The sequence below is a fragment of the Microbacterium sp. NPDC087592 genome (assembly GCF_044743585.1).
Classification (GTDB): Bacteria; Actinomycetota; Actinomycetes; order Actinomycetales; family Microbacteriaceae; genus Microbacterium.
In genome coordinates, this window is record NZ_JBIUWT010000001.1 from 518,032 (window position 1) to 530,203 (window position 12,172).

General features: G+C 68.3%; 18 protein-coding genes. 5 read left to right on the forward strand and 13 right to left on the reverse strand.

What is annotated here, in order from left to right; all coding sequences use genetic code 11:
* Window positions 1-5: 5 nt before the first annotated feature.
* The 3 genes from truA to ACIOTO_RS02520 form a co-directional block, all read right to left on the reverse strand.
* Entirely contained in the window at window positions 6-890 is an 885-nt protein-coding gene (truA, locus tag ACIOTO_RS02510) for a tRNA pseudouridine(38-40) synthase TruA (protein WP_400856288.1), read from the reverse strand.
* A 42-nt stretch (window positions 891-932) separates the two neighbouring features.
* Complete coding sequence (locus ACIOTO_RS02515; RefSeq protein ID WP_400856289.1) at window positions 933-2,474, reverse strand: APC family permease; 1,542 nt, start codon at window positions 2,472-2,474, stop codon at window positions 933-935.
* 98 nt (window positions 2,475-2,572) lie between these two features.
* Window positions 2,573-2,938 carry a winged helix-turn-helix transcriptional regulator gene (locus ACIOTO_RS02520; protein WP_400856291.1) on the reverse strand — a complete coding sequence of 122 codons (366 nt, stop codon included), beginning with the start codon at window positions 2,936-2,938 and terminating at the stop codon, window positions 2,573-2,575.
* Between the two features lie 93 nt (window positions 2,939-3,031).
* Here ACIOTO_RS02520 and ACIOTO_RS02525 point away from each other — a divergent pair, with 93 nt between their 5' ends.
* Window positions 3,032-3,877, forward strand: a complete 846-nt coding sequence (locus ACIOTO_RS02525; RefSeq protein WP_400856293.1) for an SDR family oxidoreductase — start codon at window positions 3,032-3,034, stop codon at window positions 3,875-3,877.
* A 56-nt stretch (window positions 3,878-3,933) separates the two neighbouring features.
* Here ACIOTO_RS02525 and ACIOTO_RS02530 read toward each other — a convergent pair whose 3' ends face one another.
* The 9 genes from ACIOTO_RS02530 to ACIOTO_RS02570 all read right to left on the reverse strand — a co-directional run bounded on the left by ACIOTO_RS02530 (window position 3,934) and on the right by ACIOTO_RS02570 (window position 8,031).
* The gene (locus tag ACIOTO_RS02530) at window positions 3,934-4,308 is read right to left on the reverse strand and encodes a hypothetical protein (protein WP_400856294.1); all 375 of its coding nucleotides are present in this window, start codon (window positions 4,306-4,308) and stop codon (window positions 3,934-3,936) included.
* Window positions 4,290-4,910 (reverse strand): hypothetical protein, encoded by a 621-nt coding sequence (locus tag ACIOTO_RS02535; protein ID WP_400856295.1) that lies wholly within the window; start codon window positions 4,908-4,910, stop codon window positions 4,290-4,292. Before ACIOTO_RS02535 ends, ACIOTO_RS02530 begins: the two co-directional genes overlap by 19 nt.
* Window positions 4,907-5,473, reverse strand: coding sequence for an RNA polymerase sigma factor (locus tag ACIOTO_RS02540; RefSeq protein ID WP_400856296.1), 567 nt, complete (start codon window positions 5,471-5,473; stop codon window positions 4,907-4,909). Before ACIOTO_RS02540 ends, ACIOTO_RS02535 begins: the two co-directional genes overlap by 4 nt.
* 126 nt (window positions 5,474-5,599) lie before the next feature.
* Complete coding sequence (locus tag ACIOTO_RS02545; RefSeq protein ID WP_029261149.1) at window positions 5,600-5,773, reverse strand: CsbD family protein; 174 nt, start codon at window positions 5,771-5,773, stop codon at window positions 5,600-5,602.
* 90 nt (window positions 5,774-5,863) lie between these two features.
* Window positions 5,864-6,481, reverse strand: coding sequence for a hypothetical protein (locus ACIOTO_RS02550; protein WP_400856297.1), 618 nt, complete (start codon window positions 6,479-6,481; stop codon window positions 5,864-5,866).
* Window positions 6,478-7,044 (reverse strand): hypothetical protein, encoded by a 567-nt coding sequence (locus ACIOTO_RS02555; RefSeq protein ID WP_400856299.1) that lies wholly within the window; start codon window positions 7,042-7,044, stop codon window positions 6,478-6,480. Before ACIOTO_RS02555 ends, ACIOTO_RS02550 begins: the two co-directional genes overlap by 4 nt.
* On the reverse strand, window positions 7,041-7,388 hold the full coding sequence (locus ACIOTO_RS02560) for a hypothetical protein (RefSeq protein WP_091035184.1): 348 nt from the start codon (window positions 7,386-7,388) through the stop codon (window positions 7,041-7,043). The genes ACIOTO_RS02555 and ACIOTO_RS02560 overlap by 4 nt, the downstream gene beginning before the upstream one ends.
* Window positions 7,385-7,576: a DUF2273 domain-containing protein gene (locus tag ACIOTO_RS02565; protein ID WP_029261145.1), complete on the reverse strand. Its 192-nt coding sequence runs from the start codon at window positions 7,574-7,576 to the stop codon at window positions 7,385-7,387. Before ACIOTO_RS02565 ends, ACIOTO_RS02560 begins: the two co-directional genes overlap by 4 nt.
* On the reverse strand, window positions 7,573-8,031 hold the full coding sequence (locus ACIOTO_RS02570; protein WP_091035185.1) for an Asp23/Gls24 family envelope stress response protein: 459 nt from the start codon (window positions 8,029-8,031) through the stop codon (window positions 7,573-7,575). The genes ACIOTO_RS02565 and ACIOTO_RS02570 overlap by 4 nt, the downstream gene beginning before the upstream one ends.
* A 160-nt stretch (window positions 8,032-8,191) precedes the next feature.
* On the opposite strand from ACIOTO_RS02570, the gene ACIOTO_RS02575 reads away from it, so the two are divergent.
* From ACIOTO_RS02575 to ACIOTO_RS02590, 4 genes are all read left to right on the forward strand, one after another.
* Window positions 8,192-8,803, forward strand: a complete 612-nt coding sequence (locus tag ACIOTO_RS02575; protein ID WP_400856301.1) for a TetR/AcrR family transcriptional regulator — start codon at window positions 8,192-8,194, stop codon at window positions 8,801-8,803.
* On the forward strand, window positions 8,804-10,474 hold the full coding sequence (locus ACIOTO_RS02580) for an MDR family MFS transporter (protein WP_029261142.1): 1,671 nt from the start codon (window positions 8,804-8,806) through the stop codon (window positions 10,472-10,474).
* A 112-nt stretch (window positions 10,475-10,586) separates the two neighbouring features.
* Complete coding sequence (locus ACIOTO_RS02585) at window positions 10,587-10,895, forward strand: hypothetical protein (protein WP_105712263.1); 309 nt, start codon at window positions 10,587-10,589, stop codon at window positions 10,893-10,895.
* Between the two features lie 90 nt (window positions 10,896-10,985).
* The gene (locus ACIOTO_RS02590) at window positions 10,986-11,813 is read left to right on the forward strand and encodes a CPBP family intramembrane glutamic endopeptidase (protein ID WP_400856302.1); all 828 of its coding nucleotides are present in this window, start codon (window positions 10,986-10,988) and stop codon (window positions 11,811-11,813) included.
* 7 nt (window positions 11,814-11,820) lie between these two features.
* On the opposite strand, the gene ACIOTO_RS02595 is transcribed toward ACIOTO_RS02590, so the two are convergent.
* Entirely contained in the window at window positions 11,821-12,156 is a 336-nt protein-coding gene (locus ACIOTO_RS02595) for an L-rhamnose mutarotase (RefSeq protein ID WP_029261139.1), read from the reverse strand.
* Between the last annotated feature and the right edge of the window lie 16 nt (window positions 12,157-12,172).

A 12,172-nucleotide genomic window follows, 5' to 3' on the forward strand; every position in this document is an offset into this window, starting at 1 on the left:
CCACGCTACTCGCCCAGGCTGTGGTCGGGCTCCGGATCGCGAACGCGGCTCGTACCGTCACGTCGAGCCCGCGTCTGCTCCGCGCGCGTCGCGAGCAGCTCGTCGGCGGGGTAGCCGACCTCGGTGAGGATCAGGCCGCGCGCCGCCAGGACCTTGAACTCGCTCGTGCGCGTCAGGGCGTCGCGCAGCAGCACGACATCCTCGACGTCGAGGCGTCCCTCCCCCACCGCCGCGCATGCGCCGACGAGTGCACGCACCATGCTGTGACAGAACGCGTCGGCCTTGACCTCGGCGACGAGCACGCCCTCGGCATCACGTTCCCAGCGGTAGTCGAGCAGGGTGCGGATCGTCGTCGCCTCTTCGCGGGGCTTGCAGTACGCCGCGAAGTCGTGCAGGCCGATGAGGCTGCGGGCCGCGGCATCCATCGCCTGCTCGTCGAGACTCCCGCGGATGTTCGTCGTGTCGTGCCGACGCAGCGGGTCGAACCCGGCCTGGGTATCGGCGAGACGGTAGCGATAACGCCGCCACACCGCCGAGAACCGGGCGTCGAACCCCTCGGGAGCGATCGACGTCTTCATGACGGTGACGTCGGAGTAGGCACCGAGCACCCCGCGCATGCGCCCGGCGATGGTCTCTGCGGGAGCCAGCGGAGCCCGCCCCTGCCTGGCCTCGATGCGCGACCACTGCTTCTCGTCGAGGTCGACGTGCGCGACCTGACCGCTGGCGTGCACTCCCGCGTCGGTGCGGCCCGCGACGACGAACTGCACGTCGGAGCCGACGATCCGCGCGAGGGCCGCCTCGAGAGTCCCCTGCACGGTGCGGAGCGTCGGCTGCTTCGCCCACCCGCGGAAGTGGGTGCCGTCGTAGGCGATGTCGAGCCGGATGCGCACGGAGCAAGCCTAGGACACGTCCGCGGACGTGCCCGGGCGACCTCAGATGCCGCCGTCGATGGAACGGATCGTCACGCTGGGCTCGTCCGGCACCATCACCTGCGTCTCGCGGTTCAGGCTCTCGCCGCGGAAGAACCGCTTCGACCGCGGGAACAGGTACCAGACGAACATCAGCACCAGCCCGAACGCCAGCGAGCCGATGCCGATCACGAAGGTGCCGCCGATGCCGAACAGCACGGTGTACCCGTAGTCGACGTCCCACATGTCGATCGCGGACTGGATGAACGCCCAGGTGAGCATCAGCCCGCCCAGCAGCGGGAAGAGCCCCTTGAAGAAGAAGTCCCGCGGCGACGACGTCAGATCCTTGCGGAAGTACCAGACGCACGCGAAACCCGTGATGGCGTAGTAGAACGCGATCGCGAGCCCGAGCGAGAGGATCGAGTCCTGCAGGATGTTGTCGCTGATCAGCGTCATGCCGATGTAGTACGCCGAGGCGACCACGCCCATGACGATCGTCGAGAACGACGGCGTCTTGTAGGTGGGGTGCACGTCCTTGAACTTCGCCGGCAGGGCGCGGTACACGCCCATCGCGAGCGTGCCGCGGGCGGTCGGCAGGATGGTGGTCTGCGTCGACGAGATCGCCGAGATGATCACCGAGACGACGAGCACCCAGCCGAACGGGCCCAGCAGTCCGTCCTTGATCGCGAGGAAGAAGTCGTCGGCGTTCGCCTCGTTGCCGAGGCCTGTGCCGCTCTCCCCCAGCCCTGCGTACATCATGGCCGCGATGGTGACGGCGACATACGTGACCAGCAGGATGACGGTGGTCAGCAGCGCGGCGCGGCCGGGAATGCGCTTCGGGTCCTTGGTCTCCTCGTTCAGGGCGAGGCAGGTGTCCCAGCCCCAGTAGATGAAGAGTGCGAGGAGGATGGCCTCGGTGAAGCCCGACCAGTCGGTGAAGGCGAACGGGTTCATCCACTCCCAGGAGAAGGGAGTGGGGTTCGGGGCGGTGCCGGCGAAGAACTGCCACAGCGCGGTGACCACGAAGATCGCCAGGGCCAGGTACTGGATGCCGAGCAGGATGTTCTGGATGCGCTCGCCGATCTCGACTCCACGCCAGCTGACCCAGGTCATCGCAGCGATGAAGAGCACGGCCACGACGACCACGCGCCAGTCGTTGTTCTCGAGGTCCTGTCCGATCAGTGACCAGAAGTAGACCGAGGCGATCTGGGCGAGGTTGGCGAGCACGACCATACCGGCGACGGCGACACCCCAGCCGCCCATCCAGCCCACCCACGGACCGAACGCCTTGGTGCCCCAGGTGAAGGTCGTGCCGCAGTCGGGCACCGCGTTGTTGAGCTCTCGATACGCGAAAGCGATCAGGAGCATCGGGACGAAGGCGATGATGAAGGCGATCGGCGCCTGCGCACCGACGGCGAGCACCACGAAGCCGAGCGTCGCGACGAGCGAGTAGACCGGGGCCGTCGAGGCGAGACCGATGACGGTCGACCCCCAGAGTCCCAGGGTTCCCGCAGCCAGACCCTTGCCGTCGGGTCGTTCCAGATGAATGGGCGTCGTTGCTGCCATGTCAGAACAGTAGGGCCACCGCGGTTATCGCGTCAACGGTTTCTTTCACCGACCGAATCCGCGGCCAACGGCGCATCCTGGCAACGGAATCCGCAGATTCACCCCCTTTCGAGCATCCCGTCGGCGTGGTCGGCAACCCACTCCATCAGCGGCAGCATCCGCTCCATCAGATCGCGGCCGAGCGGCGTGAGGCTGTACTCGACGTGCGGGGGCACCGTCGGGAGGGACTCCCGATGCACGAGCCCGTCCTCGGCGAGTGTGCGCAGCGTCGAGGCGAGCATCTTCTCGCTGATGCCGTCGACCTCGCGGCGCAGCTCGCCCCACCGGTGCGTGCCGTCGGACAGGCAGGAGAGCACGAGCACGCCCCACTTGCTCATGATGTGGTCGAGGACGACCCGAGTGCCGCAGTTCTGATCGAAGACGAACGGCGTGGATTCCTTTATCTGCGCGAAACTAACCGTCATGTGGGTACCTTACTTCAAAGTGGGTACCCGCAGATCGGAATGCGCGCGACCCGTCGCGAGGTTGTCGAGGGTGTCACTTACGAAAGGACCCTCATGACCATCCTCGTCACCGGCGCGACCGGCAACCTCGGACGCCTCATCATCGCCAGCCTCCTCGAGCGCGGCGCCGACCCGCAGTCGATCGTCGCCGGAGCCCGCGACACCGCGAAGGCCGCCGACCTCGGCGTGCGCGTCGTCCGCCTGGACTACACCGACCCCGCCTCGGTGGCCGCGGCCGTCGAGGGCGTCGACACCGTCGTGCTCGTGTCCGGGTCGGAGGTCGGACAGCGGGTGGCCCAGCACCAGGCGGTCATCGACGCCGCGAAGGCCGCCGGGGTCTCCAAGTTCATCTACACCAGCGCACCGAAGGCGACCACCAGCGACCTGGTCCTGGCGCCCGAGCACAAGGCGACGGAAGAGCTGATCGCCGCTGCGGGACTCCCCGCCGTGATCCTCCGCAACAACTGGTACACCGAGAACTACGCCGCCGACCTCGCTCGCGCCGCCGAGACCGGCGTGCTCACCTCGGGCACCGGTGACGGACGGGTCGCCTCGGCCAGCCGCAAGGACTTCGCAGAGGCGGCGGCGGTCGTCGCACTCGAAGACGGGCACGTCGGCGAGGTCTACGAGCTGGGCGGCGACGTCGCCTGGACCTACAGCGATCTGGCCTCGACCTTCTCCGAGATCACGGGACGCGAGGTCGCGTTCGTCCCGGTCTCGTTCGACGAACAGCTCGCGGCTCTGCGCGAAGCCGGTCTCGATGAGGGAACGGCCGGATTCGTCGCCGCGCTCGACGCCGGGATCCGCGGTGGCGCGCTGGCCGAGACCGACGGGACGCTCGCGCGGCTGATCGGACGCCCCACCACCCCGCTGGTCGAGGGGCTGCGCGCGATCGCCTGATCGCCACCGGGTTCTCCGTGGGATGCCGCCCTCCTCCGAGGGCGGCATCCCCCGTGTCATCCTGCGGGGGCTGCCTCTGCGGACTGCACGTGCACGACCGTGAGGGTGATGCTGTCCGGCCGGAGCCCCCGCGTCTCGAGCACCGCATCGACCGCGGCGTGCACGGCGCGAAGGGCATCCGCCGATCTCGCGTCGGAGTCCACCCCGATCGACACCTCCACGGCGATGCCTTCGCCCACCGGCGCGACCGACACCAGCGGCTCATCCTCCTGTCGCCCGCCGAGCGCCGCGGCCCCCGCGCGCAACAGATTCGAGATGAGCGAACCGGAGCGGTACACGCTGCGGACACCGGGAGTCGCCCGCACCGCCGTCTCGATCTCGGCGGCGAGCGCCGCCCCTGCATCGGTGACCCTCAGCTCTCCTGCGTCCATGACGACACCTCCCTGATGTCCCGGATCGCGATGTCGATCGCGACGACGTTCAACTCCGTGTGCGCACGAAGGACCCGATCCACCTCGCCCCGGAGGCGGTCGGCGACCACCGGGATCGGCTGCCCGTGCAGCGCGCTGGCGTCGATCTCGACGCGGATCGGCTCATCCGCGACGGTCACGTCGCCGATGAGGCGGCAGCGCCCGATGAGCAGTCCCTGCACGGTGCTCTCGGCCGAGCGGATGAGTCCGCGCACCGCCCCCTCGGTGATCCCGAGATCCGTCGACGGATCCGGGGACTCGAACGGGATGCGTCGGCCCGAGCGCGCATCCATGGCGATGCCGCTGAGGATGCGGTCGACCCAGCTCCCATCGACCTCCGGTTCCGCGGCGATCTCGGCGGCCATCAGCTCCGCGCCGAGGCCGTGCAGGCGTTCGAGCGCGTCCAGCGCCAGCTGACAGCCGGGCGACTCGTCGATCGAGCGGTCGGAGGGCTGTCGTCCCGCTTCGAGGTAGTCGGTGAGCTCGTCGAGCGTGTGCCCGTCGAGATCGCTCGGTTCCAGACCGAGACGGCGGACTTCTGGCATGTCTCTCTCGTCGGTCATCGCCACTCCTCCATCCGTACGATCATGTATTTCCGGGCCCGCGCGAGCAGTCCTCGCGCGGTGGAGACGGGAATGCCGAGCTCTTCCGAGATCTCCTCGTAGGAGTAGCCGCCGATCTCGCGCAGGACCCAGCATTCGCGCTGGGCATCGGGCAGCTCGCGCAGCGCGGCACCGACGGCGGCGACTCCGGCTCGCACCTCGACCACCGCCGAGGGCGAGGCGTGCAGAGGCGCCGGGCGATCGATGGAGTCGATGTCCACGGCGGGTCGGGCCGCACGAATGCGATCCACCGCCTTCCGACTCACGATCCGCATCAGCCAGCTCTTCACCTTCGACGGGTCGTCGAGCTCGCCGAACCGCTGCCAGGCGGTGACGAACGACTCCTGCACGATGTCGTCGACATCGGCCGAGGCGTTCAGCATCCGCTGCGTGTACGCACGCATCATCGGCGTGTATCTCCGCACGAGCACCGCGAAGGCTTCGACATCGCCGTCCATCGCACGTCCGGCGACGATGCCGTCGTCGGCCTGCTCGAGCGCTCTGCGAAAGCGTTCCTCTTCCATCTGTTCCCCACCCCTCGATCCGATCCCCACAGGAGATTCGGAACCGACGCCTCACCGGATCGGATCCTCGCCGACCGACCTGGGAGTGATCGGGGAGGAACCCGGTCGGGTCCCTCCCCGCGTCCGCTACTTCTTGAACGCATCCTTGACGTTCTCGGCCGTGTCGCGGATCTCGCCCTTGGCCTGCTCGGCCTTGCCCTCGGCGACGAGCTTGTCGTCGTTGGTGACCTTGCCGACGGCCTCCTTCGCCTTGCCGGCGACCTTCTCCGCAGCGGCCTTGATCTTGTCTTCAGCGCCCATGGCGTCTCCTTTTCTCATCGCACCCGTGTCTCGGGTTCGCGTGTTCACGCACGTGGTCCGTGCGTTGGTCTGTGTCGCCGTCGCACCCGATCACCGCACTCTCGTCGGCGAGCGGAAACCCTCGCTCCAGCGCCGATCGGAGAGGTGCAGCAGGATCGGGATTCGAGACCCCAGCAGCTCGTCCCATTCGTCGATCGCCGCCTCGGCCGCCGCGACGACGTTCGCCAGTGGAGCCCCCGGCCGCACGGTCACGGCCAACTCGACCGCGCGCGTCTGACCGACACGGTAGGTGCCGGTGCGGGCCGAGAGCACATCGGGTCGCCGGATCAGCGGCTCGGTGAGCACGGCGTCGACCACGTTGCGATCGACCGTCGTCCGCCCGGTGGCGGTACGCACGTCGAGCACGGTCTTCGAGCGCCCACGTCGGCGCGAGATCAGGAACACCACCAGCAGAACCGTCAGCACCAGCGCGGCCGCCGCCGCGAACAGCAGCGGCATCGACACCGGGCCGATGCCCATCACCTGCCACGTCCATCCGTCGACGGATTCCCACGCGGCCGCGACTTCTGCCGCCGGCCGCCGCACCCACGCCGGCGGATCACCGGCGGAGAGCACTCCTGCCGCGAGAGCGACAGCTCCGGCGATCAGAAGTGCCGCCCCCACGAGGAAGAGCACGCTGCGGTTCACGAATCGGTTCGTCGCGTTCATGCGACCACTCCGTTCGGTTCGACGATGACGCGCGGGGTGGCCGAGAAGCCGATCCCCGCGAGGATGTCGTTCGCTGCGTCCTCGGCGTCGGCCACCCGGACGAAGACGCCGCTGGTCGGAGTGATGCGGACTTCGACCGTGCGCCGGCCGACGAAGACGGCCACCCGGCTGCGTTCGACGCCGGCACGACGGGCGACCGCTGCGGCGATTGAGTCGGCGATCACACCGTCGTCCACGAGCAGCGCGGACCGTTCGGTGAGGCGTGCCCGCCGTGCCCGTCGTCCGGGCAGCAGTGCGAGCGCGAGGAGCACCACGGCGAGGGCCGTGAGCACCCCGCCCACGGTGAACAGCACCGGCGGCTGCTGCACCCCGACGGAGATCTCCTCGAGCGGGCGCGCTGCCGCGTCACGGAAACCGCCGTCGACGAGCCACCACACGGCGCCGGCGAGCAGCGCGATCAGGAGCAGGGCACCGATGGATGCGACCACCATCGCCGCGACCGTGCGGGACGTGTGCGTCTCACGACGCAGGACGCGGCGATACGTCGCCTGTTCGTTCGTCATCGCACTCTCCTCTCCGTACTCCGGTGGACGCCCGAGTACCGGACGTCCACGGTGCCGACCTCACGGCCGGCCAGCTCTCGCATGCCCTCGATCAGACCGGTGCGGAGGTCCTCCCCACCGGCGACCAGGTCCGTTCGACGCGTCGATGCCACGGCCACGGGCACGGTGACCGCGATCCGCAGTGCACCGTGATCGTCCGACAGCTGCACCCCGACGTCGCGAGCCGAGACCCGGGCGACATCGTGCGCGATGCCCACGGCCAGCCGTTGCAGCGCGCGGGCGGTGAAGGTCGTCGTCCCCAGGACGGCACCTGCCTCCGCCAGGGGTGAGCGGTCGGCCGTCATGAGGAGGAGCGCCGGCCTCGGAAGACCTCGGCGAGCGCCCGCAGGTCGAGTCGACCGTCGATGATGCGGCCGGCGACCGCGCCCACCAGCATCGCCAGTGCCACGAGCACGAAGGCCCAGAAGCCCAGAGCCACCCAGGTCAACGCGAGGGCGGCCGCGGCCGCCGCTCCGATCACCGACGCGGTCACTGGACTCGCGTCTCCTGCGTGCCGTCGCCCTCGTCATCGGAGGGGATGTGCACGTCGTTGACGGTCACGTTGACCTCGGCGACCTCCATGCCCACCAGTTCCACCATGGCGCGGTGGATGGCGGCGCGGACGTCGTCCGCCACCTTCTGCAGCGAGACCGGGTACTCGGCGACGATCGTCACGTCGACCGCGACCTGCGTCTCGCCCACCTCGACGCTGATCCCCTGCGAGAGATCGGCCGTGTTCAGTGCTTCACGGATGGCGCCCACCATGCGTGCGGCGCCACCGCCGAGTGCGTAGACGCCGCTGACCTCGCGAGCGGCGATGCCGGCGATCTTCGCCACCACCGCATCCTCGATCGTGGTCTTGCCCGCAGCAGCCCCCCGCTGCGGTGCGACGATCTGGGTCTTGGGCTGAGTACTGCCGGTCACGTTCGCCATCTCGAGCTCCTTCATCCGTGTATCCGTCCCCCTGCGGAGTGCGGGTCGCCGTTCAGCGACACCACTAGGACGGATGCCGGGCGGAGAACGTCACAGATTCGTCGGAACTTTTTCGTCTCCGCTCGAGTCGACGCTCACAGTGCACTCCAAGGAAGAGAGTGCAATATTGCACTCCATGAGCGACAGTGCAGATTCATTGCGGGAGCAGCGCAAGCGCGAGACGTCCCGCGCACTCACCGATGCCGCACGCCGACTGACGACGGAGCAGGGCTTCGCGGGTTTCACCATCGAAGAGCTGTGCGCCGAGGTGGGCGTGTCCCGACGCACCTTCTTCAACTATTTCGAGAGCAAGGAGAACGCGGTCTTCGGGTTCGCCACCATCGACTCGCGCCAGGAGGCCCTCGAAGAGGAGTTCGCCTCGCAGCACGGTGACCTGCTCGACGACTTCATCGAGCTGACGATCCGCCGCTTCGAGCTGTTCAACCCGGTCGAGGATGCTCCGGCGATGTTCGCCGTGATCGAGCAGGAGCCGCGTCTGCTCAAGGCCGCGTTCGAGCAGCTCGCCAAGAACGAGCGTCGCGACATGGGGCTGATCGTCCGCCGCACCGGAGACGACGCTGATGCCGAACTCCGCGCCGAGGTGATCGTGCACACCGTCGGCGCGCTCGTGCGGATGAGCATGGACCAGCTCCTGCACCACCAGTCCACCGAGCCGTTCAGCGACCTCATCACCCGACGTCTCGACCTCGCCCGCTCGCTCTACGCACCGTCACAGAAAGACCTCTGAATGTCCGCCACCGCCACGAAGGATGCGCCCTTCCTGCTCACGAAGCGCCGCATCTGGATCATCTTCAGCGCCCTCATCGCGGGCATGCTGCTCTCCAGCCTCGATCAGACCATCGTCTCGACCGCCATGCCGACCATCGTCGGGCAGCTCGGCGGCGTCGACCACCAGGTCTGGATCACCACCGCCTACCTGCTCGCCACGACCATCGTGATGCCGATCTACGGCAAGTTCGGTGACGTCCTCGGCCGACGCAACCTGTTCCTGGTCGCCATCGCGCTGTTCACCCTGGCCTCGGTCGGCTGCGCCTTCGCCACCGACTTCTGGATGTTCGTCGTCTTCCGCGCCCTGCAGGGCCTCGGCGGCGGCGGCCTGATGATCCTGTCGCAGGCGATCATCGCCGACATCGTGCCGGCCAACGAGCGCGGCAAGTACATGGGCCCGCTCGGCGCCGTGTTCGGTCTGTCGGCCGTCGCGGGGCCGCTCCTCGGCGGCTACTTCGTCGACCACCTGACCTGGCAGTGGGCGTTCTACATCAACATCCCCGTCGGCATCGCCGCGTTCATCATCGCTCTGGTCGCGCTGAAGCTGCCGAGCAAGAAGGCCGAGAAGCCGATCGACATCTTCGGCGTCATCTTCCTCTCGATCGCGACCACCTGCCTGATCTTCTTCACCGACTTCGGCGGCGACAAGGAGTTCGGCTGGGATTCGCTGGCCACCTGGGCCTGGGGCGCCGGCCTGATCGTCGCAGCCACGGCCTTCGTCATCACGGAATCGCGGGTCAAGGACCCGATCATCCCGCTCAGCCTCTTCCGCAACCCGATCTTCGTGAACGCGACCGCGATCGGTCTGGTGCTCGGAATCGGCATGTTCGCGGCGATCGGCTTCGTGCCGACCTTCCTGCAGATGTCGTCCGGCACCTCGGCGGCGGAATCCGGTCTGCTGATGATCCCGATGATGGTGGGCCTGATGGGCACGTCGATCTTCTCGGGCATCGCGATCTCCAAGACCGGCAAGTACAAGATCTATCCGATCCTCGGCACGATCATCACCGGCATCGCGATGGTCTCGATGACCACCTTGTCTGCCTCCACACCGATCTGGTTGATCTGCACGTTCCTGTTCGTGTTCGGCGCCGGGCTCGGCCTCATCATGCAGGTCGTCGTCCTGGTCGTGCAGAACGCGGTCCCCGCGGGCGAGCTCGGCACCGCCACCAGCACGAACAACTACTTCCGCGAGGTGGGCGCGTCGCTGGGAACCGCCGTGTTCGGCACGATCTTCACCACGCGCCTGACCGAGAACCTCACCGGGGTCTTCGCCGGGGCCGGCGCCTCGCCGGATGCCGCGTCCCAGGCCGCGTCCACGATCGACCCCGCGACGCTGAACACCCTCCCCGACGAGGTGCGCGACGGCATCGTCACCGCGTACGCGGACGCTCTGGCGCCGGTGTTCTGGTACCTCGTACCCTTCATCGCACTCGCGCTCGTGCTGTCGCTGTTCCTCAAGCAGATCCCGCTGTCCGATCAGGCCGGACTCGTCGCCCGCGGCGAGGCGATCAGCGGTGAGGAAGCGGAGCGCATGGAAGCCGAGCAGCGGGGCATCGCCCATCCGGACGATCTCGCAACGGCGGATGCCGGGCCGACGGACACAGGTTCCACACCGACGGTCCGCTGACACCCTCGCGCCCTCACCCTTCCGATGAAGGGTGAGGGCGCGGCGGTGTCAAGCCCCTCCCTTTCCGCGAAGCGAGCGGTCATCCTTCATCGTGGGGACAGGCAGGAGAACGATGGAGCACGACCCGGACCGCAGGTTCGCCCTGGCGCGCGTCGGCGACACCGACTGGGCGATCCATGATCTGCACTACCCGGAGGGCGATCACCGCCGAGTGGTCTGCACGATCTTCGAAGACGCGCCGACGGAGTTCGAGGTCCTGTGGCGACGCGACCTCCCCCTCGCCCTGCGGTACAGCTCCGCAGAGGACGTGCTCGACGCCGTCCGGAGGTTCCAGGACGCCTCTCGGGCGACGCGGCCGATCCCGATCCCGCACCTCCCACCGACGCGCAACCGGGGTGCGGGTCGGAGCGCTCCTCGCTGACACGCCGAGATGCCTCCGCTGGACGCACAGCGCCGGCCTGCGCAAAACTGACGTGAACACGCCGGCCCTCCCCCACCGCCTGGAGTCCTCATGTCCTCTCCCGCGCCCACCGCCACGTTCTGGAAGAGGTTCTGGGAAAAGGGCGGATGGTGGCGAGCGCTCCTCCTCACGGCCGCGTACTTCGTCCTCTTCCAGCTGCTCTCGCTGTCGTTCACTCCGCTCGCGCTGAACATCCAGGAACCGAGCAGCGCGGCGGGCCTCGCCGTGTTCTACGTCCTGCCCGAACTCGTCGGGGCCGTCATCCTCGCCGCCTTCACCCTCTCGGTCGGGTGGTGGCGCGAGGTCTTCGGCCGGCAGCCGGTCCGCGGCCGAGGCTGGATGTGGATCGCCATCGTTGTGGTGCTGCTGTTCAACATCCTCCGCTTCGCGACGATCGACTACGGCAAGGCGGGCTTCGACGTCGTGCTGACGTGGCTCCTGGCCGGACTCCTGATCGGCTTCACCGAAGAGGTGCTCACTCGCGGCCTGGTAGTGAACCTGATGCGCAAGGCGGGCCACCGCGAGGTCGTGGTAGCCGTGGTCTCGGCCGCCCTCTTCGCGGGACTGCACGCGGGCAACCTGCTCAACGGGCAGAACCTCCTCGCGACCGGGTTTCAGCTGGTCTACACCTTCGCCTTCGGCATCCTGATGTACCTCGCGCTCCGCGTGACCGGAACGATCATCGCGCCGATCCTGCTGCACGCGAGCACCGACCCGAGCATCTTCCTGCAGACCGCCTACCCGGCGGAGGGCGCGCTCACGGGCTTCGCCGGTCTCGGCAACATCGTGGTGGTCGTCGCCGGCTTCGTGACGATCTTCTTCATCCGCGGCCACGTCGGCGAAACCCGCCCGGACTTCAGCGAGACACGTCCGGCCTGACCGCGCGTCACGCGTCGGTGCCGCGCTGCACCGACAGCGCCCACACCTGCTCGATCGGGGTGAAGCCGTCCTCGCCATCAGCACCGTGGAAGCCTTCGACGAACCGGCCGATGTCGGCCTGCCATGCGTCGTTCACCGGCGAGGCCTCGACGACGCGCATCGCGGCCTCGAAGTCGTCGCATTCGACCAGGTGGAAGAGGTGTCGCCCGGAGCGCCAGATCGTCCAGTCGTGGATGCCCGCGACGCCGAAGAGGTCGCGCAACGCGTCGGGGATCCGGGCGTGGTGGGCTCGGTAGTCGTCGACCGCGCCCTCGGCGATGATCGAATGCAGGGCGATGCGCATGTGGTCCCCTCCGCGC